At 64.8% G+C, this 22,203-nt stretch carries 18 protein-coding genes and 1 pseudogene; 5 read left to right on the top strand and 14 right to left on the bottom strand.

Annotation, left to right across the window (positions count from 1 at the left end):
• Positions 1-106: 106 nt before the first annotated feature.
• Complete coding sequence (locus H9L12_RS04475) at positions 107-604, bottom strand: hypothetical protein (RefSeq protein WP_187542793.1); 498 nt, start codon at positions 602-604, stop codon at positions 107-109.
• 171 nt (positions 605-775) lie between these two features.
• Positions 776-1,336 carry a YqgE/AlgH family protein gene (locus H9L12_RS04470; protein WP_187542792.1) on the bottom strand — a complete coding sequence of 187 codons (561 nt, stop codon included), beginning with the start codon at positions 1,334-1,336 and terminating at the stop codon, positions 776-778.
• Between the two features lie 100 nt (positions 1,337-1,436).
• Between H9L12_RS04470 and H9L12_RS04465 the strand changes: the two genes are divergently transcribed.
• Complete coding sequence (locus tag H9L12_RS04465) at positions 1,437-1,916, top strand: peroxiredoxin (protein WP_187542791.1); 480 nt, start codon at positions 1,437-1,439, stop codon at positions 1,914-1,916.
• An 87-nt stretch (positions 1,917-2,003) separates the two neighbouring features.
• Positions 2,004-2,435 (top strand): hypothetical protein, encoded by a 432-nt coding sequence (locus tag H9L12_RS04460; protein ID WP_187542790.1) that lies wholly within the window; start codon positions 2,004-2,006, stop codon positions 2,433-2,435.
• A gap of 48 nt (positions 2,436-2,483) precedes the next feature.
• Here the strand turns inward: H9L12_RS04460 and H9L12_RS04455 are convergent, their stop codons facing one another.
• The 10 genes from H9L12_RS04455 to alaS all read right to left on the bottom strand — a co-directional run bounded on the left by H9L12_RS04455 (position 2,484) and on the right by alaS (position 13,879).
• The gene (locus tag H9L12_RS04455; protein ID WP_187542789.1) at positions 2,484-4,355 is read right to left on the bottom strand and encodes a M2 family metallopeptidase; all 1,872 of its coding nucleotides are present in this window, start codon (positions 4,353-4,355) and stop codon (positions 2,484-2,486) included.
• 66 nt (positions 4,356-4,421) lie between these two features.
• Positions 4,422-5,183 carry an alpha/beta fold hydrolase gene (locus tag H9L12_RS04450; protein WP_187542788.1) on the bottom strand — a complete coding sequence of 254 codons (762 nt, stop codon included), beginning with the start codon at positions 5,181-5,183 and terminating at the stop codon, positions 4,422-4,424.
• A 3-nt stretch (positions 5,184-5,186) separates the two neighbouring features.
• Positions 5,187-5,627 carry a GFA family protein gene (locus H9L12_RS04445; RefSeq protein WP_187542787.1) on the bottom strand — a complete coding sequence of 147 codons (441 nt, stop codon included), beginning with the start codon at positions 5,625-5,627 and terminating at the stop codon, positions 5,187-5,189.
• Positions 5,624-6,052: a DUF4440 domain-containing protein gene (locus H9L12_RS04440; RefSeq protein WP_187542786.1), complete on the bottom strand. Its 429-nt coding sequence runs from the start codon at positions 6,050-6,052 to the stop codon at positions 5,624-5,626. Before H9L12_RS04440 ends, H9L12_RS04445 begins: the two co-directional genes overlap by 4 nt.
• A gap of 152 nt (positions 6,053-6,204) precedes the next feature.
• Positions 6,205-7,236 (bottom strand): aspartate-semialdehyde dehydrogenase, encoded by a 1,032-nt coding sequence (locus tag H9L12_RS04435; RefSeq protein WP_187542785.1) that lies wholly within the window; start codon positions 7,234-7,236, stop codon positions 6,205-6,207.
• 54 nt (positions 7,237-7,290) lie between these two features.
• Positions 7,291-9,561, bottom strand: coding sequence for a S9 family peptidase (locus H9L12_RS04430; RefSeq protein WP_246450602.1), 2,271 nt, complete (start codon positions 9,559-9,561; stop codon positions 7,291-7,293).
• Positions 9,562-9,653: 92 nt separating this feature from the next.
• Positions 9,654-10,046 carry a 50S ribosomal protein L19 gene (gene rplS, locus H9L12_RS04425; RefSeq protein ID WP_187542783.1) on the bottom strand — a complete coding sequence of 131 codons (393 nt, stop codon included), beginning with the start codon at positions 10,044-10,046 and terminating at the stop codon, positions 9,654-9,656.
• Between the two features lie 13 nt (positions 10,047-10,059).
• On the bottom strand, positions 10,060-10,782 hold the full coding sequence (gene trmD, locus H9L12_RS04420) for a tRNA (guanosine(37)-N1)-methyltransferase TrmD (RefSeq protein WP_187542782.1): 723 nt from the start codon (positions 10,780-10,782) through the stop codon (positions 10,060-10,062).
• A complete protein-coding gene (locus H9L12_RS04415) occupies positions 10,779-11,222 on the bottom strand; it encodes a GFA family protein (RefSeq protein ID WP_187542781.1) in 444 nt (147 codons plus the stop codon). Before H9L12_RS04415 ends, trmD begins: the two co-directional genes overlap by 4 nt.
• Positions 11,222-13,879, bottom strand: a complete 2,658-nt coding sequence (gene alaS / locus H9L12_RS04410) for an alanine--tRNA ligase (RefSeq protein ID WP_187542780.1) — start codon at positions 13,877-13,879, stop codon at positions 11,222-11,224. The genes H9L12_RS04415 and alaS overlap by 1 nt, the downstream gene beginning before the upstream one ends.
• 261 nt (positions 13,880-14,140) lie before the next feature.
• Here alaS and H9L12_RS04405 point away from each other — a divergent pair, with 261 nt between their 5' ends.
• The 3 genes and pseudogenes from H9L12_RS04405 to H9L12_RS04395 all read left to right on the top strand — a co-directional run bounded on the left by H9L12_RS04405 (position 14,141) and on the right by H9L12_RS04395 (position 17,399).
• A complete protein-coding gene (locus tag H9L12_RS04405) occupies positions 14,141-15,715 on the top strand; it encodes a tetratricopeptide repeat protein (RefSeq protein ID WP_187542779.1) in 1,575 nt (524 codons plus the stop codon).
• Positions 15,716-15,724: 9 nt separating this feature from the next.
• Positions 15,725-16,453: pseudogene (gene mtgA / locus H9L12_RS13420) on the top strand (monofunctional biosynthetic peptidoglycan transglycosylase); the annotation flags it as partial.
• 346 nt (positions 16,454-16,799) lie between these two features.
• Positions 16,800-17,399: a hemerythrin domain-containing protein gene (locus H9L12_RS04395; protein WP_187542778.1), complete on the top strand. Its 600-nt coding sequence runs from the start codon at positions 16,800-16,802 to the stop codon at positions 17,397-17,399.
• Between the two features lie 62 nt (positions 17,400-17,461).
• On the opposite strand, the gene dnaE is transcribed toward H9L12_RS04395, so the two are convergent.
• Positions 17,462-20,911 (bottom strand): DNA polymerase III subunit alpha, encoded by a 3,450-nt coding sequence (gene dnaE, locus H9L12_RS04390; protein WP_187542777.1) that lies wholly within the window; start codon positions 20,909-20,911, stop codon positions 17,462-17,464.
• A gap of 59 nt (positions 20,912-20,970) precedes the next feature.
• Positions 20,971-22,203, bottom strand: a complete 1,233-nt coding sequence (locus H9L12_RS04385) for a DUF418 domain-containing protein (protein ID WP_187542776.1) — start codon at positions 22,201-22,203, stop codon at positions 20,971-20,973.

Here is a 22,203-nt window from a genome sequence, read left to right as displayed (position 1 = left end):
GGAAATAGGGCCGCCAGGAAAAAAGATCCGGCGGTACGCGCGGCTCCATTAGCCGCAGGTACCGCCGGATTCAACGGCAAGCGAAAGGGGAACTTGCCGTGGGGTCTTAACGTGAAGCGAAGTTCCGGCCGCAGCGTCCGCCGGGCAGACGCACGTCGCTGCCGAGGTCTTCCGCGATAGCCAGCAGCTTGGTGCTGTTGCCCTTGGCCGCGGTCGCTTCCCGGGCTGCGCGCTGGTTGGCGTCGCAAATGGCGCGATCGGTCGGCTTGGCGCCGTAGGCATTGGCCAGCGACGTGTTGAAGCGGTCGTATTCCTTCAGCGAGCGCTTTCCGTAGGCGGCCGTAAATCGCGCCTTCACGTCCCGGTTGGCCTGGTTGAGCGCCGCCCGGTTGGCCAGCACGAACTTGTTGTATGATGCCGAGCTGTCGTAGCCCATGGCGTTGCACATCAGCGTGCCGACCATCAGCCGCGACTGAAGGTCCTTGATGGCAACAGCCGAGGCCGCTTGCGGGTTCCAGCAGCTCATGGCCGCTTCAGCCGGCTGCGCGAAGGTCAGTGCCGATGCCGCAGCTACCAGCAGCCCCTTGGCGAATGTCTTGTCCATTTCCCCACTCCCACAACGGCCGCCGCCCGTGGCGGCCTGTGGAGTTGAGGATCACATCGGAACGTTGGCGGAACGTTGCGACATAAGGTTAAGAGAATGGTGTAAGGCTCGGAAATCCGCGATATTTTTCGTTAATGGCTTAAAGTTCAGTGGGACTGGTAAAGGCCGCCTTCACGCAATGCCGGTCTCGTTGGACAGCAAGCGCGGATCGATTCCGGCCTCTTGGAAGCTCGCCTGCCACCGGCCGTCGGCATCGGTGTCGAACAGAAGCGTTTCGCTCGCGGGAACGGCGAACCAGCCATGCCGGGTCATCTCTTCGTCTAGTTGGCCTTCGCCCCAGCCGGCGTAGCCGAGCGCAACGATGTAGCGGCTGGGGCCAGTCCCTTCCGCAATCGCCCTGAGGACGTCGATCGTTCCCGTCAGCGCGCCAACCCCTGGCACGCCGATCGTGTCCTGACCGCCCCAATCGGTGCTGTGTAGGACGAAGCCCCTCCCGGGTTCGACCGGACCGCCATGATGGATGGCAAGGTCGGGAGCTTCGCCCGGATCGAGCCCAAGCTGGCTGAGCAGCGCGCGAAGCCGGATACCGCTGCGATGATGGCCAATGCCAATTCCCAGCGCGCCGTCTTCGTCATGGGCGCACATGGCAATGACCGCATGGTCGAAACGCGGGTCGCCCATGCCTGGCATGGCGAGCAGTAATTTGCCGGTCAGGAAAGGCGGGTCATCCATCTCGACGCGAACGCATGACCCGCCGGATCGTCTCCCGCAATCCTTGTGGGCCACGACGAACGGACCTATTTCGCGCCGACCCGAAAAAAGGAGATTCAAGATGACGATCAAGGTCGGTGACAAGATTCCTGACGTGCAGCTGTCGCTGGCCACGGCCGATGGCCCGGTCCCGGTCAAGACCGGAGACTATTTCGCCGGCAAGCGCATCGCCCTGTTCGCCGTGCCGGGCGCCTACACGCCGACCTGCTCTGCCAAGCACCTGCCGAGCTATGTCGAGAAGGCCGGCGAGCTCAAGGGCAAGGGCGTCGACGAGATCGTCGCGACCAGCGTCAACGACGCCTTCGTCATGGGCGCCTGGAACAAGGACCAGGGCTCGGACGACATCACCATGCTGGCGGACGGCAATGGCCAGTTTGCCGAGGCGCTCGGCCTCACCATGGACGGATCCAAGTTCGGCATGGGCACGCGCAGCCAGCGCTACTCGATGATCGTCAACGACGGCGTCGTCGAGCAGATCAATGTCGAAGCGCCCGGCGAATACTCCGCCTCCAGTGCGGAGACCATGCTCGGCCAGCTTTAAGCCTCATTTCGGCGCATGGCGGGGAGCAGGTCTTTCCGCCGTGCGTTCCGCCCTCACCTGTATTCGTAACAAGTGAGGAGTCTCCCCATGGCCACCACCAAACGATCGCGCAGCAGCAGCAGCAGCAGCAGCACGACGACCCGCAGCCGGTCGCGCAAGACCAACGATTCGCTGGCGAGCCGCACCGGCCGCACGATCAAGGAACGGCCCTATGTCAGCGCGGCGATCGCCACCGGCGCCGTGACCGCCGTCGCCGCCGCCGCCGCGGGCGCCTTCTTCTTCTCGCGCAAGGACCGTTCCTTCAGCGACAGCGCCGACGAACTGACCGGCCGCATCAAGGACGGCCTTAACGAGGCGGGCGAGAAGATCTCGGCAATGAAGCGCCGTGCCACCGGCACAAAAACGCAACAGCAATTGTCCGAGGAAGCGCTGACCCTGAAGGACAGCACGCCGGCGGCCGAGCATCCGATGGACGAAACTGTCCAGCAGCAGACCAAGGCGGGCGCGCTGGCTTACTAAGTCTGCCCGCCGCGAACAATCAGGGGAGCGTTCGCGCTCCCCTTTTTGTTACCAGCCGCATTGCTTCCCGGCGTTCTGCCTGACCAGCCACGCCTGCAGCGGGGCGAAATATTCCAGCATCGGCTTGCCGGAAATTTCCCGAGTGCCGGTGAAGACCTCCAGCGCGTCCGGCCACGGACGCGATGCGCCCATCGCCAGCATCTGGTTCAGCTTCGCGCCGACCTGCTTGTTGCCATAGAAGCTGCAGCGGTGGAGGGGCCCCTGCCAGCCCGACATATCGCACGCCGCCTTGTAGAATTGGAACTGCAAAAGCGCCGCCAGGAAATAGCGCGCGTAGGAAGTGTTCGCGGGGATGTGATATTTGGCACCCGGATCGAAATCGGTCGCGGAGCGCGGGGTCGGCGGCGTGATGCCCTGATACTGGCGTTTCAGCTCGACCCATGCGCTTTCATACTCCGCCGGCGTGATCGAGCCGTCGAACACACCCCAGCGCCACTTATCGACCAGTAGGCCGAACGGCAGGAACGAAACCTTGTCCATCGCCTGGCGAAGCAGCAGGCCGGTGTCCTTGCTGGCGTCCGGAATCCGGCGGCGGTCGAGCAGGTCGATCTGCGCCAGATATTCGGGCGTCACCGACAGCGCGATGAAGTCGCCAATCGCCTCGTGGAAGCCATCGTTGGCACCGTTCAGATAAAGGAACGGCTGCTGGTTGTAGGCTCGCTGGTAATAGTTGTGGCCGAGTTCATGGTGGACGGTGACAAGGTCGGTGTCGTTGACCTTGGTGCACATCTTGATGCGCAGGTCATCCTTGTTGTCGATGTTCCACGCCGACGCATGACAGATCACCTCGCGGTCGCGTGGGCGGGTAATCTGGCTGCGTTTCCAGAATGTGTCGGGCAGTGGCGCCAGGCCTAGCGAAGTGTAGAACCGCTCGCCGATGCGGACCATCTGCTCGGGCGTCGTCTTCTTGGCGACCAGCAGGTCGGTGACGCTGTAGCCGATGTCGCCCGCTCCCTTCGGCGCGACGATGTCATAGATGTTGCCCCAATCCTGCGCCCACATATTTCCGAGAAGGTCGGCGCGAATCGGGCCCGACGCAGGCTGCACCGACGCGCCGTACTTCTGGTTGAGCTTGGTGCGGGTATAGCAGTGGAGCTGGTCGTACAGCGGACGGACCTCGGTCCACAGCCGGTCATACATTGCCGAAAACTCTTCCGGCGACATGTCGTAGCCCGCGCGCCACATCGTCCCGGTGTCGGCAAAGCCGATTTCCTTGGCGCCCCGGTTGGCGAGCTCGACCATCCGCGTGTAGTCGGCCTTCATCGGCCGGCCGACATTGTTGTGCCAGCTGGTCCACACTTCCTGCAGCTTGGCCGGGTCGCGAAGCGTCTGCATCGCTTCCTCGGCATTGTCGCCAGTGATCTCCTTGCCATTCAGCGTCGCGCGCCCCTTGCCGTAGGTCGATTGCAGGCGAGCCTTGATGGTCGAAAGCTCCGAGCCGAGTGCGGGATCCGCTGGCGAAGCGAGGCCGCTCGAATTGGCGATGCCATTCTTCAGGAGATAGAGTTTGCGGGCCGTGTCGGGCGCCAGGCCCGGCAGGCGGTCGTATTTCGACGCTTCGGTCGCCATCCTGACGACCAGCGCGGTGTAGTCGCGGTCGAAGCGTGCGGCGAGAGCGTCGGTTTCGTCGGTAATGTAGGTCTGGTTGACCCAGCTTGCCCGGTTATTTTCGACATTGAGCTCGCCCAACTGCCGCTCCGCCTCCGCCACGAACGCATCGGCGTCGGCTGGAGTTGGTGATGCCGCGGTGCCAGCCGAGACGGCGGTCGAACCATCGGCGACGGACGAGCCTGTAACGCTTGCGCAGGCAGTCAGCGCCAGCGCGACCAGTGACGCGGTGGCGGGTAAATATCGAAGCATGGAAATCCTCACCTTTGAACGATCTTCTGTCGCGTCGGATAAGGGTGCGAGCGCCCGCTCCGCGCGTCAAGCCGCGTCGAGGAAGTCTGCGATGGCTTGGCCGAACTCCGGCTTGGTGACGCTGCTCATGTGCGTTCCCGGAACGGCGAAATAGGTCGCATTCGGAAGCCGTTCCGCCAGCTTCACCGCCGACCCATTGTCCTCGTCCTCCGTCCCGCAGACGACGGCGGTCGGCATGGTGAAGGCGTCCAGCCATTCCTCCTGGGCGTTCTCGAACACCGCGAGCAGGTCGGCGGCAGCAATCCGGTCGACCTTCATCGTCTTCATGAACTGGATCGACAGCCAGTGCGGGTCGCCACGCGTCGCGCTGTCGAACAGGCGCAGCGCGTCGACGAAGAAGTCCTTGCGGTGGATCCATCCCATCAGGCCTTCCAGCCCGGAACCGCCAAGGATGGCGCGGCGCGGTTTCAGCCCCTCCCCGATCCCCTGCACGGTCGTGCGCGCGCCCAGCGAGAAGCCGCCAAGATCGTACGCGCCGTCGACGAGACTGAGATGCGCGATCAACTCGCGCAGGTCCCGGGCAAGGATGCCGTGCGGGTAATTGGCCGGGTCGTGCGGCTTGGCGCTCAGTCCATGGGCGCGAAGGTCTGGCATGATCACCTGCCGCCCGCGGCTCGCCAACAGGGCTGCGTGGCCGAACTTCACCCAGTTGACGTTGCTGTCGGAAAATAGCCCGTGGAGCAGGACGACCGGCATCCCTTCACCCAACGAACGATAGGCCAGGCTCTGGCCATCAGAGCTGTTCCAGTGATGAACAGACGGTTCCATCGTTCAGCCCGGAAACTCGCCGGTCGCGTCGACCCAGCGCTTGACGAGCGACTTGTGCTCGTCGGTGCGGATCCTCGGCAGGTCGGACGTATTGATCCACGATTCGTGGATGTTTTCCGCGCCGAAGTGATGAACGGGACGGAACCGCGAAGGCTCGTCGAACGCGGCGACGGTCAGGTCCATCTTATCGCTGTCCCTGTACGCGAAGCCTAGAGTCGTCCCGCAAACCGAGCAGAATGGCCGATGCGCGATCGGCGAACTGTCGTACCAGTCCGGCTCGCCGTCCCAGCGAACCTTGGCCTGGGCAATCCCCAGCATCGCCAGCGACACGTTGCCGCTGGCCCGCTGACACATCCGGCAATGGCACAAATAAGCCTCGTCGCTCTCGACGTCGGCTTCGAACCGCACTCGGCCGCAGGCGCAGCCCCCCGGCATCGCGGTCATGGCAGCTGCGCTTCGGGCGGTGACGACATATGCTCGTGCACGATCAGCCAGCGGCCGTCGGGCTGCTTGCGGAACAGCTGGGAATAGCGGGCGTGAAGCAGACGCCTTTGTCCCCCGACATCGGCGGTAAAGGCCATGATCCCGGAAGCGATGAAGGCGTCGTCGGCGATCGGCTGGATGACGGGCTTGGTCACCAGATCGGCCGGCTTCATCAAGACGAAATCCGCTGCCCATCGGGTTTGCAGCGCCCGGTCCGCCGTCGGATCGTTATGCGATGAATCGAACACGGTCGCGCCCGGCGCGTACAGATTGGCCACCGCCTGGGCGTCGCCGCTGACGAGCGCCGCGTGGGCGGCGGTCACCGCCTTCTGGGCTTCGCTCTCATCGACCGCGGCGACCGGAGCGTCGGTTGCGGCCTTCCTCACTTCACAGCCCGTCAGCAGAAAGAGCGCCGCCACTGCAATAAAAGCCGATCGCATCACCCTTCTCCCCTGTTCGCCGTTCCCGAGGACGGTCCGTAGATGGACGATCTAAGCGGCGGTGAGTTCCGCCCCATGGTCCGCCCAGCCTAGCGCGATTACGCCGCCTTCTGCAGGTGGCGGCGCCCGAGCAACTCCGCGATCTGGACCGCGTTCAGCGCGGCGCCCTTGCGGAGGTTGTCGCTGACGACCCACATCGAAAGGCCGTTGTCGACCGTCGGGTCTTCGCGCACGCGGCTGACGAAGGTTGCATAGTCGCCGACGCATTCGACCGGCGTGACATAGCCGCCGTCCTCGCGCTTATCGATCAGCATGATTCCGGGGCTTTCGCGCAGGATGGCCTGAGCTTCCTCGGCGGAGATTTCGTCCTCGAACTCGATGTTCACCGCCTCGCTGTGACCGACGAAGACGGGCACGCGCACGCAGGTTGCGGTGACCTTGATACGGGGATCGAGGATCTTCTTGGTCTCGACCACCATCTTCCATTCTTCCTTGGTCGACCCGTCGTCGAGGAAACTGTCGATGTGCGGAATGACGTTGAAGGCGATCTGCTTGGTGAATTTCTTTGGCTCGTTGGCGTCGCCGACGAAGATATTGCGGCTCTGCTCAAACAGCTCGTCCATGCCGGATTTTCCGGCGCCGGATACCGACTGGTAGGTCGCGACGACGACCCGTTTGATCCGCGCGCGATCATGGAGTGGCTTCAGCGCGACGACCATCTGTGCGGTCGAGCAATTGGGATTGGCGATGATGTTCTTCGCCCGATATCCGTCGATCGCCTCCGCGTTCACCTCGGGCACGATCAGCGGAACGTCCGGGTCCATGCGGTAGAGCGAACTGTTGTCGATCACCGTGCAGCCGGCCGCCGCAGCGATAGGCGCGTAGACCTTCGACACGTCCGATCCGGCGGCGAACAGCGCGATGTCCCAGCCTTCGAAATCGAAATGCTCGATGTTCCTGACCTTCAGTTCCTCGCCGGAATCGCCAAGGTCGATGATGTCGCCGGTCGAACGCGGGCTCGCGACCGCGGCGATCTCCGCATAGGGAAATTGCCGCTCGACGAGGATGTTGAGAATTTCCCGACCGACATTGCCCGTCGCACCGACGACGACGACCCGATAGCCCGACATCATGTCTTTCCTACTGAATGAACAGGCGCGAGGTGGGCCTCGCGCCTGTCAAAGTCAACGAGCCCCCGGCGCCACCCCGTTTCGCTTCAGGAAGTTCAGGATGGTCGTCCACTGATGGACCGAGATGTTCGTGCCCGAAATGCTGTGGCCGAGACCCGGGTAGACCATGGTTTCAAACGGCACCTTGGCTTCCTGCAACTTGGCGAACAATTCGGTGGAATTCTGGAACAGCACATTGTCGTCCGACATGCCGTGGATGACCATGAGCGGGTCGCGGATCTTGACGCTATCGGTCAGCGCGCTGGCTTTGGCATAGGCGGCCGGCTCCTTGCGTGGGTCGCCCATGTACTTTTCGGTGTAGTGCGTGTCGTACAGTTCCCACCGCGTCACCGGTGCAGCCGAAATTCCCGCCGCGAATGCGCCAGGGGCCGCCTCCAGCAGTTTGAGCGTCATGTAGCCGCCGTAGCTGTGGCCGTGCACGGCGACCCGTGCGGGATCGACCCCCGGCTGCTTCTTCAGCCACGCAAGCGCCGCCAGCTGGTCCGCGACCTCGACCCCGCCGAGCTTGTGATATGCCGGGGTCTGGAAGGCGGTTCCGCGTCCTTCCTGCCCCCGATTGCTGGCCTGGAAGACGATCCAACCCTGTTGAACGAGATACTGATCGATTGGGGAAACGAAACCGAACGACACGTCACGCGACTGCGGCCCGCCATAGACCTTGAAATAGACCGGCGCCTTCTGCCCCGGCGCCAGTTTCGGACTCAGCATTCGATAATCGAGCTTCGTCTTGCCATCGGCGGCGATCAGTTGGCCATATTGAGGCGCAACGAATGCGCCGATGTAGGGCGCAAGCGGGTGGTCGCCGGTCACCTTGTTCTCGGCAATCCAGGCCAGGCGCTTGCCCTTGTCATTGCTCAGCCAAAGCTGGGTGGGTTGCCCTGGGTAGTTCGTGGAAATGAGGCCAAGACGGCCCGACCGGTCGAACTTGCCGCCGTTGGACGTTCCATCCAGGGTCAGCTGGATCGGCTGCGCGCCTTTCCGGGCATAGTCCAGGGCATAGAGATGGCTATCGATCGCCCGCCCCTTGTTCGCCGAAAAAATCAGGCGTCCGAGTTCCTCATTTACGGCGAGGATGCCGCGTGCATCGCTGAGGCCTTCCTTCTTGACTTGGCCCACTTCCCACGGGCCCGACGTCAACTGGGAAAGCTTCCCGTTCGCCAGCCGGTAGATGTGATTGTACCCCGACCGCTCCGAAGTCAGCAGGAAACTCCCGTCCTTCAGCGCGTAGAAGTCGTTGCCAAGGTTGATCCAATTGTCGGCCTTGTCGGTCAGCAGGATCCGCGACTTGCCGGTGCGGGGATCTACGACGAGATAGTCGAGCCGATGCTGGTCCCGGCTCAGGCGTTTGACGATCACCGAACGACCATCGTGCGTCCAGCTGACGCGGGCCAGATAATAGTCGGGATCGTCGCCCAGGTCGGCCTTTACCGCCCCGCTGCCATCCGGATTCATCAGGTAAAGGTCGACGACGGCGTTGCTGGTCCCAGCGCGCGGATAGCGCTGCTCCACTACGGTCGTCTTCTCGGCGCCTATCGCGGCGCGAGTCGCAAGCTCAACCCCGCTTTCGTCGACACGCGCCACCGCAATGCGGCTGTCATCGGGCGACCACCAATGCCCCTTCGTCCGACCGAGCTCTTCCTGAGCGATGAACTCCGCAAGCCCCCAACTGACCGTGTCGGACGCCCCCTTGGTAATCTGCGCTGATTTCCCGGTGCCAAGATCAAGGACGTTGAGTTCGTTGTTCAGCACATAGGAGACGTAGCGGCCCTTCTCGCTTACCGTGGCGTCAAGTTCCGTCTCCTTGCTGTTGGTCAGCCGGCGCACGTTGCCGTTGAGGTCAGCGAGAAAAATATCTCCATCCAGGGGCACGAGGATCGACTTGCCGTCGCTTGACCAGCTGTAGCGCACGATGCCCTTGAGATTGGCAATGCGCGCCCGCTCGCGCTGCATCCGCTCGGCTTCACTAAGCACCGCGCCGCTTTCGAATTTCTTGCTGTCGACCAGCATCCGTGACTGCCCGGTTTGCGGATCGATCGCCCAAAGATCGAGCCGTTCAAGGTCATCGGGGCGCGGCTTCAGCAACGTCACCAGCCTGCCGTCAGGCGACAGTTCCAGCGAACGCGGCGTCGAACCGGTCAGCGACGGACTGGCGTAGACGCGTTCAAGGGTCAGTGGCTTGTTTCCGACCTGGGCGTTGACGGTGGTCGGGACGGTCACGAGAGCGGCACAGGCGGCAAGCAAGAACGCATTACGCAAGTAAGGCACCTTTCGGCTGCAAAGGAAAAGGGCGCCCGGAGAACCCGGACGCCCCTTCATCGCGACTGGCGCGGAGGATGCAACCCCCGCAAGCCAAAAGCTTAAGCTTCGGTCTTCTCGCCCTTGGCCGGACGGGTGTCGCGGCGCTCGGCGATACGGGCCGACTTACCGCGGCGGCCGCGGAGGTAGTACAGCTTGGCGCGGCGCACGGCGCCACGGCGGACGACCTCGATCGAATCGATGATCGGCGAATAGAGCGGGAAGACGCGCTCGACGCCCTCGCCGAACGAAATCTTGCGAACGGTGAAGTTCGAATTCACGCCCTTGTTGGCGCGGGCGATGCACACGCCTTCGTACATCTGGACGCGGCTGCGCTCGCCTTCGACGACCTTCACGCCGACCTTCAGCGTGTCGCCGGGACGGAATTCGGGAATGGTCTTGCCTTCGGTCAGCGAGGCAATCTGCTCGGCTTCGAGCGTCTGGATCAGGTTCATTGTCTTTACGACCCTATTTTTCGCGCTGCGCACCAGAGGGCGACGACCCCTCCGCGCCCCCATGGCGCGAAATCAGGTCCGGCCGCCGTAGCCGTGTATCGTCGATCGAGCGTTGCTTTCGCCACGCCGCGATCTTCGCATGATCCCCCGATCGCAGCACTTCGGGGATCGTGCGTCCTTCCCATTCAACGGGTCGGGTATAGTGCGGATATTCGAGAAGCCCCGTTTCGAAGCTCTCTTCCTCACCGCTGGAGGCCGCGCCCATTACGCCGGGAAGCAGCCGAACGCAAGCGTCCAGCAGCACCATCGCCCCCACTTCCCCGCCGGACAGGATATAGTCGCCGATCGACACCGGCTCGACCGCCCGCGCCTCGAAGATGCGCTCGTCGAACCCTTCGAAGCGGCCGCACAGGATGATCGCCCCCTCGCCCGCCGCCAGGTCGCGCACGCGGGCCTGCGTCAGCGGCGCCCCGCGCGGGCTCATCGCCATCACTGGCCGACCATCGGCGACTGCGTCGATCGCCGCCGCCAGAACGTCGCAACGAAGCACCATCCCCGCCCCGCCGCCGGCCGGCGTGTCGTCGACCGTGCGATGCTTGTCGATCGCATGGTCGCGGATGTTCCGGGCCTCCAGCGACCAGGTCCCTTCGGCCAGCGCCCGTCCCGCCAGGCTGACGCCCAGCGGCCCGGGAAACATTTCGGGATAGAGCGTGAGAACGGTCGCGCGGAATGTCATCGGTTCGCCTGAAATCGTAACCAGCCTGCCACCGGGTCATAGTCCGGCGCGGATGCGTCCTTTGGATGCACCCGGCCTTCGTTGACAGTCACCTCCGGGAAGTCGAACGGCGACAGACCCTCGAGGCAGGCGACGTTCACCCCATATTCGTTGGGATTCCCGCGACGTTTATGGTGCGTATAGATGCCGCAACTGGTGCAGAAATGATGCTCAGCGACCTTGGTGTTGAACTGGTAGGTCGCAAGGAATTCCTCGCCAGCCGTCACCGTCAGTCCTCCGTCGACCAGCGCGGTGACAGCGACAGCACCGCGCATCCGGCACAGTGAGCAGTTGCACCGCCGAGCAGTGGCGAGGCCGTAGGGAAGGGTCGCGGTAAACCGCACGGCGCCGCAATGGCAGGCGCCGTTCAAGGTGATCGGCTCAGACGACGTGACGTCCATCAGGCCGCGACGGACTGGAGCGCGTCCCTCACCGCTTGCAGCGCCGCGTCGGCCTCGCCGCCATTGGGACCGCCGCCCTGCGCCATGTCCGGCCGGCCACCGCCGCCCTGCCCGCCGAGCGCCGCCACCGCCGCCTTTACCAGATCGACCGCCGACACCTCGGCGACCAGGTCGTCAGTAACGCCGACCGCCACGCTGGCGCGGCCGTCATTGACGGCGACCAGCGCCGCGACGCCGGTGCCGAGCCGCTGCTTCATCGCATCGACCTCACCCCGAAGGCCCTTGGGGTCGAGCCCGTCGACGACCTGGCCGAGGAAGCTGTGGCCGCCAACCTGTTCCGGGCCAGCCGCGGGCGCGCCGCTGCCGCCGCCCATCGCCAACGCCTTCTTGGCCTCGGCCAGTTCGCGCTCCAGGCGGCGCGTGGTTTCGACCAGCGTCGCTACGCGCAACGGCACGTCGTCGGGAGAGGTCTTGAGGCTGGCCGCGACGTCGCGGAGTTTTTCGTCGCGGGCATTGAGCCACAGTCGCGCCGCTTCGCCGGTCAGCGCCTCGATGCGCCGCACGCCGGAGCTGACCGCGCTTTCTCCAACGATCTTGAACAGTGCGATGTCGCCGGTCGCCGACACGTGCGTACCGCCGCACAATTCGACCGAATAATGCTTGGCGTCGCCGGGTCGGCCCATGCTGAGCACGCGCACTTCGTCGCCATATTTCTCGCCGAACAGCGCCAGCGCGCCGGCCGCGACAGCGTCGTCCGGCGTCATCAGCCGCGTCGCGACATCCTCGTTGGCGCGGATCTCCGCATTCACGTCCGCCTCGATCCGCTCGATCTCGTCAGCGGTCAGCGCCTTGGGGTGCGAGAAGTCGAAGCGCAGGCGGTCCGGCGCTACCAGGCTGCCCTTCTGTGACACATGTCCGCCCAGCACGTCGCGAAGCGCGGCGTGAAGCAGGTGGGTCGCGCTGTGGTTGGCGCGGGTCGCGTCGCGTCGCTCGGCGTCGACCGACTGGTGCAGGCTGTCGCCGACCTTGACGCTGCCCTTGGCGATCCGGGTCCGAAGCGCGTGGAGCTTGCCCAGCGGCTTCGACGTGTCCTCGACGACTCCTTCGAAACCGTTGAGCGCGGTCAGTTTTCCCGCATCGCCGACCTGGCCGCCGCTCTCGCCGTAGAACGGCGTCTGGTTGAGGACGATGGTGACGGTCTCGCCCTCCGACGCGCTGTCGACCCGCGCACCGTCCTTGACGATCGCGACCACCGCGCCCTCGCCCTCGGTGCCGTTGTAGCCGGTGAATTCGGTTGCGCCGACTTCCTCGGCAAGGTCGTACCATAGCTCGTCCGAAGCCTTCTCGCCCGAACCCTTCCACGCCGCGCGTGCGGCTGCCTTCTGCTCCGCCATCGCCGCGTCGAAGCCCGTGCGATCCACGCTCATGCCGCGCGCCCGCAGCGCGTCCTCGGTCAGGTCGTACGGGAAGCCATAGGTGTCGTAGAGCTTGAACGCGGTCGCACCGGGCAGCGTACCGCCCTCGCCCATCGAGGCCGTCGCTTCATCGAGCAGCCGGAGCCCGTTCGACAAAGTCTGGCGAAAACGCGTTTCTTCCTGTTCCAGCGTCGCCTCGATCAGCGGCTGCGCGCGAACGAGCTCGGGGAACGCCGCGCCCATTTCTGACACCAACGACGGCACCAGCCGGTGCATCAGCGGATCTTTGGCGCCCAGGATATGCGCGTGGCGCATCGCCCGGCGCATGATCCGGCGCAGGACGTAGCCACGGCCCTCGTTGGCCGGCAGCACCCCGTCGGCGACCAGGAAGCCCGATGCGCGGAGATGGTCCGCGATGACGCGGTGAGAGGCCTGCTGCTCGCCTTCCGCCCTGGTATGGGTCAGCGCTTCCGATGCTGCGATCAGCGCCTTGAAGGTGTCGGTGTCGTAATTGTCGGTGACGCCCTGAAGCACCGCCGCAACCCGTTCCAGTCCCATGCCGGTGTCGATCGACGGCTTGGGCAGGTCGCCGACAATCTCGTCATTCTCCTGCAGGAACTGCATGAAAACGAGGTTCCAGATCTCGACGAACCGGTCGCCGTCCTCGTCCGGGCTTCCCGGCGGACCGCCAGGGATGTGATCGCCATGGTCGTAGAAGATCTCCGAACAGGGCCCGCACGGACCGTCCGACCCCATCGCCCAGAAATTGTCCTTGGTGGCGATGCGAATGATCCGCTCTTCGGGAAGGCCCGCGATTTTCTTCCACAGGTCGAACGCCTGGTCATCGGTGTGATAGACGGTCGCCGTCAACCGATCCGCCGGCAGGCCCCACTCTTTCGTGAGGAGGGTCCAAGCGTGGAGGATCGCCTGTTCCTTGAAATAGTCGCCGAACGAGAAGTTGCCGAGCATTTCGAAAAAGGTGTGGTGGCGCGCGGTGTAGCCGACGTTGTCGAGGTCGTTGTGCTTGCCTCCGGCGCGGACGCACTTCTGGCTGCTGACCGCCGTCGAATAGGGCCTCGATTCCAGGCCGGTGAACACGTTCTTGAACGGCACCATGCCGGCGTTGACGAACATCAGCGTGGGATCGTTGTGCGGTACCAGTGGCGCGGATTGGACGCGCGCATGTCCGTTCTTCTCGAAATAGTCGAGGAAACCGCGGCGAATGTCGTTGGTCGAGGTCATGGCTTGCCAGATATGCGTCTTGCTGCAACGCGGCAAGCGGTAGCGCCCCTGGAGCGCTCCCGGCAAAATTTCATGATCGCGAAAATTTTTTTGCAGCGTCGTGGAACCGATGGCGGCCTTTGCCGTTTTACTTGCGTGGTTCAAATCTTCGGATGCGAACCATGGAAGCCCGGCAACTTCGGTTGCCGGGCTTTACTTTTTCCGCTCCGCATCCGCTTGATCCATGCTAATCTCGGACGGTCGTTCGGGGGGGATAATGGCATGAAAACAGCGGTGATCTTCGCGTCGGTAATGAGCCTCGCCGCGCCGGCTTGGGCGCAAGATAGCAACAGCCATACCGGGCACGCTGACGCAACCAAGCCCAAGGCCGCGCAGATCCTGGACGGCTACGGCCACGGCGGGATGCAAACCCAGAGCAAGAACCCGCGGGCCCAGGCCTTCTTCGACAACGGCCTGCAACTCGCCCACGCGTTCGCTCACAAGGCGGCCAGCGACGCGATGGCCGAAAGTGTCAGGCTCGATCCTTCCTGCGTGATGTGTGCCTGGGGTGAAGCCTGGGCGGCGGGGCCGACCATCAACTACGGAGTCGAAGGGGACGAACTGGAAGCGGCGCAGAAATTGGCGGCGAGGGCCAACCGGCTGGCCCGTGCCAACGGTACTCCCCTCGAACGCTCGCTCGCCAGCGCCATCGTCGCCCGCTACCGCAACGGCGGCGGCGGCAAGCCTGGCGACGTCGCTTTTGCGGCCGCGATGCAGCGCATCGTCGCGCAGAACCCCGATAGCGACGAGCTGGCAACGATTGCCGCCGACGCCGTCCTGCTGGCCGTCGGAGAGAGCGAAGACGAATGGAAGCAGGCATCAATCAAGGCGGCTGAAATCCTCGAGACGGTCCTGAAGCGCAATCCCGCCTACACGCCGGCGATTCATTTCTACATCCATGCCACCGAGGAAGCCGGTTTCGGCTACAAGGCGGAGGTTTATGCCGACACGATCGGCAAGGACGCGCCGAAGTCCCAGCACCTCGTCCATATGCCGAGCCATACCTACTATTGGGTTGGCCGCTATGACGACGCCGCGCGGGTCAACCGCCAGGCAGTCGACATCGGCATTGCCCAGGCCAAGGCAATGGATAGTCCGCCGCCCGAAGGCGTGTTCGGCCTGCCCTACCACGCACATAACGTCACCTTCGGCCTTGGCGGCGCACTGATGGCCGGCGATGCCGACACCGCACTGTATCTTGGCCGTCCGCTGGTCGAGGCCGCCACCAATCCCGCCGTCAAAGGCCTCAAGTCGCCGTTCGCGCAGGCGCTCGCCGGCAGTGGATATGTCGCCCTTGCACTGTTCGCGCCCGACGTTGAAATCATGGCGACAAAGGCGCCGACCTACCCCTATCTCCGCGGCCTCTGGCACTACGCACGTGGCGAAGCGGCGGCGAGGCGCAAGGACGTCGCTGCAATCCGTGCCGAATCAGCCGCGATCAGTGTTCCCCGCGCCGACGAGAAGAAGGAAGGCTGGTCCTGGCAGGCCGGTGAATCCCTGCGCATCGCCAAGGCCGTTCTCGACGGCCGCGCCGCCATGCTCGACGGCAAGCCCGCCGAAGCCGCGATCGCCTTCCGCCGGGGCGCCGAACTGGAAGAACAGCCCGCCTACGGCCGCGCTTCGGATCCGCCGCTGTGGTGGTTCCCGGTGCGCCGCGAACTGGCCAACGCGCTCGCTGCCGCCGGCGACAATGCCGGCGCTCGGAAGGAAGCCGAAGCGACGCTGAAGCTGCGACCCAAGGATCCCGGCGCGACGGCGCTGCTCCAGAGGCTCGACGGCAAGGTAGCCGCTCGCTAGTCAGCGGGCATGGCCAGACGTTCCAGCAGCATCCCCGCTTACAAGCGAAGCCGACCGAGGAGCGGAGGTGGAAGAAGCGTCCTCGGCTGGATTGGCCGCATCATCCTTGGCGTCATCCTGTTTACCGTGCTGTGGGTGGTCATCTACCGCTTCGTACCGCCACCGATCACCGCCACGATGCTCGCCGACATCGCCGCCGGGCGCGGTGCGACCCGCGACTGGATGAGCCTCGACGAGATGGATCGCGACATGGTCCGCGCCGCCATCGGCGCCGAAGACAGCAAGTTCTGCAGCCACAACGGCTTCGACATCGAAGCGATCGAGGATGCGATGAAGCGCAATGCGTCAGGTGGACGGATCCGCGGCGGATCGACCATCAGCCAGCAGACCGCGAAGAACGCCTTCCTGTGGCAAGGTGGCGGCTACCCGCGAAAGGCCGCGGAAGCCTACTTCACCTTCCTGATCGAGCATTTGTGGGGCAAGCGCCGGATCATGGAGGTGTACCTCAACCTCGCCGAAACCGGCATCGGCACCTATGGCGCCAACGCCGGGTCGATGCGTTATTTCGGCCATGACGCCAGCGCGATGAGCCCCAACGAGGCCGCGCGCATCGCCGCCATACTGCCGCTGCCAAAGAAGCGCGGCGCGGTCGCGCCCAAGGGGTTCACCCGCCGCTACGGCAACACGATCACCGCCCGAGTCGGCCAGGTCCGCCGCGACGGGCTCGATGCCTGCGTCTACAAGTCCGGCGCGGCCCCGGCAGACAAGGCGCCGCCGAAGGTCAGCAAGCCCAGGGTCGATCCGGGCGCCGAGTACGAAACGGCCAATCCGCCTCCCCCGCCTGTCGAACCGACGGTCGACGAACCGCCCGCGGCGGTCGCCCCGAACCGACCGAGCCGGTCGCGGCCGATCCGCTGGCGCCGCAGACCCTGCCGGAAGAGCCCCCGCCGCCGCCTGCTGCGCCAACTCCGGAAGGCCCGCCGCCGGCGCAATAGCGGCGAACGGCCGTTCTATGCGACAAGTCGCGGAACGGGTTGGTTTCGCAAGCAGTTAGGAAGTCGACCTTTCTTTGCAGGAGGACGACATGGCTACGCGTAACGGCACTCGATCCAACACCCGTTCCGAGCGGAGCGCCTTTAGCTGGGGCTCGACCGGCGCCATCGCTGGTGTCGCGCTCGGCGGCGCTGCCCTCGCGATCGCCGCCAACATCGGCCGCAAGCTCGCGGTGCAGGGCCTCAGCGCCAGCAAAGGCGAATGGGACGCGAGCCTCGCCGCCGAACATGACATGGTCCTGGCGCTGTTCGACAAGATGCTGGAAACCGACGAGACCCAGACGACCAAGCGCAAAATGCTGCTGATGAAACTTGGCCATGCGCTCGACAAGCATGCCTACGCCGAGGAGCATGTCATTTACCCGGCGCTTCGCGAGTCCAACGATGTAGCGGAAGCGAAGCAGCTTGAGGGCGAGCATGGCGAGGTGAAGACGTTCCTTCATCGCCTCAACAACATGAAGACCGACGCGCCGGAATGGGCTGCGACCGTTCGCGAATTCCGCGATTCGGTCGAAGCGCACGCTCGGCTCGAGGAAGACGAGATCTTTCCGCGCCTCCGCGCAGGGGTTGGCGACGAAATGAACCGGAAGCTGACCAGGGAACTCAACATGGCCGGTTTCATGATGGCCTGACGTGAACCCCGTCAGGGACGAAAGCCGCCCGGCGGGCCTCTGGCCGGGCGGCTTTCTTGTGCCTAGCCGACCAGCGCCAGCCGCGGCGGCTCCTGCGCAGAGAGCTCGACGGCATTTTCACCGAGAATGCGCCCCAGTCGGACCGCAAGGTCCGCATCCAGCGTGTATTGCCGTCCCAGCAGTAGTGTCGCCTCGCGCCCATCGGCCAGCCGGACCGTCGCACGAACGAACCCGTTGCCGCCCTCTGCCGCCTCGAGTTCCCGGGTCACCGCCGCTACCTGCGCCGGATCCGCTATCCGCAGCGCCAGTTGCAGCCGCGTCTTTCGTGCCAGCGTGTCGAGCGACTGGAATTTCTTGACGGTCACGCGCGGAGTCTCGTCGCCCGGCCGTCGGTCGAGTTCTACGCCCAGCAGCCCACACTGGCCGCCCTTGGCCGCTGCCTCCAGTGCCGCGGTCGCCTCCTCGTCGAACACCGTCGCCATATACTGGCCGGACGCGTCGCTGATCGTCGCCACCATGTAGCGGCGGCCCTTGGCCGACGTCGCCCAGCGGGTAGACTCAACCAGCCCCGCCATCGTCGTCTGTGCGCGGTTGCCGTCGCTAGGCACACTCATCTCGGCGAGATCGGCGAAGCTTTTCACCTTGTGCGCCACCAGCAGGTGCTTCTGCGCGTCAACCGGGTGGGCGGAAAAATAGAAGCCGAAAGAATCCCGCTCCGCCGCCATCCGCTCAGCCAGCGTCCATTGCGGTCCGCGCGGCAGGCGGATCGCCGAAACGTCCGCCTCGTCCGCCCCGCCGAACAGGCCGTGCTGCCCGCTGGTCCGCTGGTCATGCGCCGACGCCGCATGGGCGAGCAGCATTTCGGCCGCCGCGAACACCTGCGCCCGGTCCGGATTGAGCGAGTCGAACGCCCCCGCCCCGGCTAGGCTCTCCAGCTGCCGCCGATTGAGCAGCTTGGGATCGATCCGCGCCGCGAAGTCGTCGAGGCTCTTGAAGGAACCGTTGGCCTTCCGCTCCTCGACGAGCGATTCCATCGCCCGCTCGCCGACGCCCTTGAGCGCCCCCAGCGCGTAACGCACTTTCCCGTCCTCAACCGAGAAGGCCGCTTCGGACGCGTTGATGCAGGGCGGCAGGCATTCGAGCCCCGACCGTGCGATGTCCTCGACGAACAGCGCCAGCTTGTCGGTCTGGTGGATGTCGAAGCTCATTGACGCGGCGAAGAACTCGGCCGGGTGATGCGCCTTCAGCCAAGCGGTGTGATAGGCAACCAGCGCATAAGCCGCGGCATGGCTCTTGTTGAAGCCATAGCCGGCGAACTTGTCGATCAAGTCGAACAATTCGTTGGCTTTGGCCTCGGAAATGGCGTTGCGGGCCGCGCCCTCGATAAATCGCGCACGTTGCGCGTCCATCTCGCTCTTGATCTTCTTGCCCATTGCGCGGCGGAGAAGGTCGGCCTCGCCCAGGCTGTAGCCGGCCAGCACCTGCGCCGCCTGCATCACCTGTTCCTGGTAGACGAAGATGCCGTAGGTTTCCTTGAGCACTCCCTCAAGCATCGGGTGCGGATAGGCGAGCTCCTGACGGCCGTTCTTGCGGTCGCCGAACATCGGGATATTGTCCATTGGGCCCGGGCGGTAGAGCGAGACCAGCGCGATGACGTCGCCAAAACTGGTCGGACGCACGGCAGACAGCGTTCTGCGCATGCCTTCGGATTCCAGCTGGAAGACACCGACCGTGTCGCCGCGCTGGAGCAGCTCGTAGATCGCAGGGTCGTCCCAGGGGAGCGCGGAATAGTCGATCTCGATACCGCGTTGTGCGAGCAGCCGCTGCCCCTCCTTGAGAACCGATAGCGTTTTCAGGCCAAGGAAGTCGAACTTCACCAAACCGGCGCCCTCGACATATTTCATGTCGAACTGGGTCACCGGCATGTCGGAGCGCGGGTCGCGGTATAGCGGCACCAACTCGCTAAGCGGTCGGTCGCCGATCACGACGCCTGCGGCATGGGTCGAGCTGTGGCGTGGCAGGCCTTCCAGCTTCATCGCCAAGTCCATCAGCCGCTTGACGTCCTCGTCGCCTTGATACTCGCGCCGAAGGTCGCCGACGCCCTCCAGCGCGCGTTCCAGGGTCCACGGATCGGTCGGATGGTTGGGCACCAGCTTCGCCAGCCGGTCGACTTGGCCGTACGGCATCTGCAGCACCCGGCCGGTGTCCTTTAGCACGGCGCGCGCCTTGAGGCGCCCGAAGGTGATGATCTGCGCCACCTTGTCACGGCCATATTTGCGCTGGACGTACGCGATCACCTTGTCGCGATGGGTTTCGCAGAAGTCGATGTCGAAGTCGGGCATCGACACGCGTTCGGGATTGAGGAACCGTTCGAACAGCAGGTCGAGCGCGATCGGGTCGAGGTCGGTGATAAGCAACGACCACGCCACCGCGCTTCCCGCGCCCGACCCACGCCCTGGGCCCACAGGAATATCGTTGGCTTTCGCCCACTGGATGAAGTCGGCGACGATCAGGAAGTAGCCGGCGAAACCCATTCGGGTGATGACGTCGATCTCGAAGTCGAGCCGCTCCCGGTACCGCGCCTTGTCGGCCTCGTCGCGCCCTTCGAGACGTCTTTCCAGGCCCGCGTGCGCTTCCCGGCGCAGGGTCTCGTCCTCGTCATCACTGAGGCGCGGAAGGATCGGCCGGCGCGACGGCGCTGCGACCGCGCACCGCTGCGCCACCACGGACGTGTTGGTGATCGCCTCGGGCAGGTCGGCGAACAGCTCCGCCATCATGGACGAGGATTTGAGCCAGGCGTCGGGCGACGAGCGCTGGCGATCGGGATGGTCGATCTGGGTCGACGCCGCGATGCACAGCATGGCGTCGTGCGCGGCATGGAAACCGGGTTCGGCGTAGCAGGCCGGGTTGGTCGCAACGAGCGGCAGCCCGCGCCGCATCGCCATCGCGATCAGCCGCGCCTCGGCCGCTTCTTCGACCGCATCGCCGCGCCGCGACAACTCGACGTACAGCCGGTCGCCGAACGTCGATTGGAGCAGCTCGGCGTAGGCTTCCGCTTTCGAATCCTGCCCATCGGACAACAACCGGGCCAGCGCGCCCTCCCCGCCCGCCGTCAGCGCGATCAAGCCGGCGGAGGATTCTGCGACCGCTTCGAACGTCACGTGCGGGGGTTCGTGGATCGGCCGGTCGAGGTGCGCAGCGGACACCAGCCGGCACAGATTGTCGTACCCCTGCTGGTCCTGCGCCAGCAACGCCAGCCAATCGAGCGCACCTGCCGGCCCGATCGTCCCGGGCCGCGAAACGCCCAGCATCGCCCCGACGATCGGCTGAACCCCGGCTTTGAAGCAGGCGTCGCCGAACGGCATCGCCGCGTACAGGCCATTGCGGTCGGTCAGGGCGGCGGCGGGAAAGCCCAGCTTGGCGGCGTGCTCCGCGATCGCCTTCGGCTCGATCGCCCCTTCGAGCATGGTGAAGCAGGAGAAGATTCGAAGCGGAACATAGGGGCCGGGCATCGCCCGACTATGGCCATCGCCGCCGCGATTCTCCAGCCGGACCCGCGATTTATCCCCAGTTATATGGCGAAATTCTCGGCGGTTCGACGCATCTCCGGCGCCTTGCCATAGGTCAGCGTGCGCCACACCCATTCCATCGGTCCGAAGCGGAATCGCGCCAGCCACCAGTAGCTGAAGACGATCTGGAACGCGAAGAATGCGACCGCGATCACGGTGACGGCACTGGCGCCTATGCGACCGGCCATGCCGAACCCCGGCCCGACGCCGAACAGGACGATGGCGTAGATGAGGCCCTGCATCACATAATTGGTCAGCGCCATCTGCCCGACCGGCGCCAGCATTCCGAACCAGCGCGCGCCCCAGCGTTGGCGGAGCGAGATAACGATGCCGGCGGAATAACCGGCAGCCAGCACCAGCGCCGCGGGCGAACGAAGGAATTCACCGACGTAACCGGCACCGTCGAAGGGCCGCCAGATGTCCTCGTCCCACAGACGCGCTACCAGCGCTAGGATCAGGCCGACCGGCAGCGCGATCCCCGTTACCCGCCGCAGGAGCGGAAGGTGGCCCTTGATGTCGTCGAGAATCCCGCTTCGGCCGATTGCGGCGCCCAGCGCAAAACGACCCAGCGCATAGACGATCCAACCGACGAGCATGCCGCCGGCCAGCCATTCGATGGCCGTCCAGCGCCACATCATCGCGGTGACTTCGGCATAGCTACCGCCGGTCACGACGGCCTGTCGCGCAAGGACTGCTGGCGCCTGGTACATGGAGTCCGGGATCAGATGGATGCCAAGCCTGCCCAGCCACCAATCCTGTACATGGCTGGTGTAGAGGGCCGCGATCGCCCCAAAGATGACCAGTGTTCGCGTCGTCCAGTTCCGCATCAGCAGCAAGGCGAAGCCGGCAATCGCGTAGACGTGGAGAATGTCCCACACCCAGAGCAGGGTCACATTGAGCAATCCGAACACCAGGAGCCAGACTAGCCGGCGGGTGTAGCGTCTCTCGAAGCCCGGGCGTCCTTCGCCCCGCTTCATCTGCAAATAGAAGCCGAGGCCGAACAGGGTCGCGAACATCGTATTGGCCTTGTCGCCGACCAGCCACAGCACGGCGAAGTTGACCCATCGGTCAACCTGAGCCGTCGGTAGTGCGGCAAGCTGCGCATCGGTCGTGACGACGCCCGCGCTGACGAAGCCGACGAAATTCATCAACAGGACGCCGAACAGCGCCACGCCGCGCAGCACGTCGAGCTCGACGATGCGATTGCCCTCGGAAACCGGTCCTGCCGTCGTCAT

Source organism: Sphingomonas rhizophila (assembly GCF_014396585.1).
Taxonomy (GTDB): Bacteria; Pseudomonadota; Alphaproteobacteria; order Sphingomonadales; family Sphingomonadaceae; genus Sphingomicrobium; species Sphingomicrobium rhizophilum.
The sequence above is the reverse complement of the archived record's forward strand: the minus strand, read 5'-3'. Positions and strand labels throughout refer to the sequence as shown.

What these genes read in the sequence shown, in the direction of transcription:
- H9L12_RS04435 (WP_187542785.1), bottom strand. Translation starts at nt 7,236, where the DNA reads ATGTCGGGCTATCGGGTCGTCGTCGTCGGTGCGACGGGCAATGTCGGT.
- alaS (WP_187542780.1), bottom strand. Translation starts at nt 13,879, where the DNA reads ATGACCTCGACCAACGACATTCGCCGCGGTTTCCTCGACTATTTCGAG.
- H9L12_RS04445 (WP_187542787.1), bottom strand. Translation starts at nt 5,627, where the DNA reads ATGACCGCGATGCCGGGGGGCTGCGCCTGCGGCCGAGTGCGGTTCGAA.
- H9L12_RS04465 (WP_187542791.1), top strand. Translation starts at nt 1,437, where the DNA reads ATGACGATCAAGGTCGGTGACAAGATTCCTGACGTGCAGCTGTCGCTG.
- H9L12_RS04460 (WP_187542790.1), top strand. Translation starts at nt 2,004, where the DNA reads ATGGCCACCACCAAACGATCGCGCAGCAGCAGCAGCAGCAGCAGCACG.
- dnaE (WP_187542777.1), bottom strand. Translation starts at nt 20,911, where the DNA reads ATGCCCGGCCCCTATGTTCCGCTTCGAATCTTCTCCTGCTTCACCATG.
- trmD (WP_187542782.1), bottom strand. Translation starts at nt 10,782, where the DNA reads ATGACATTCCGCGCGACCGTTCTCACGCTCTATCCCGAAATGTTTCCC.
- H9L12_RS04470 (WP_187542792.1), bottom strand. Translation starts at nt 1,336, where the DNA reads ATGGATGACCCGCCTTTCCTGACCGGCAAATTACTGCTCGCCATGCCA.
- H9L12_RS04455 (WP_187542789.1), bottom strand. Translation starts at nt 4,355, where the DNA reads ATGCTTCGATATTTACCCGCCACCGCGTCACTGGTCGCGCTGGCGCTG.
- H9L12_RS04385 (WP_187542776.1), bottom strand. Translation starts at nt 22,203, where the DNA reads ATGACGACGGCAGGACCGGTTTCCGAGGGCAATCGCATCGTCGAGCTC.
- H9L12_RS04450 (WP_187542788.1), bottom strand. Translation starts at nt 5,183, where the DNA reads ATGGAACCGTCTGTTCATCACTGGAACAGCTCTGATGGCCAGAGCCTG.
- H9L12_RS04475 (WP_187542793.1), bottom strand. Translation starts at nt 604, where the DNA reads ATGGACAAGACATTCGCCAAGGGGCTGCTGGTAGCTGCGGCATCGGCA.
- H9L12_RS04405 (WP_187542779.1), top strand. Translation starts at nt 14,141, where the DNA reads ATGAAAACAGCGGTGATCTTCGCGTCGGTAATGAGCCTCGCCGCGCCG.
- H9L12_RS04415 (WP_187542781.1), bottom strand. Translation starts at nt 11,222, where the DNA reads ATGGACGTCACGTCGTCTGAGCCGATCACCTTGAACGGCGCCTGCCAT.
- rplS (WP_187542783.1), bottom strand. Translation starts at nt 10,046, where the DNA reads ATGAACCTGATCCAGACGCTCGAAGCCGAGCAGATTGCCTCGCTGACC.
- H9L12_RS04395 (WP_187542778.1), top strand. Translation starts at nt 16,800, where the DNA reads ATGGCTACGCGTAACGGCACTCGATCCAACACCCGTTCCGAGCGGAGC.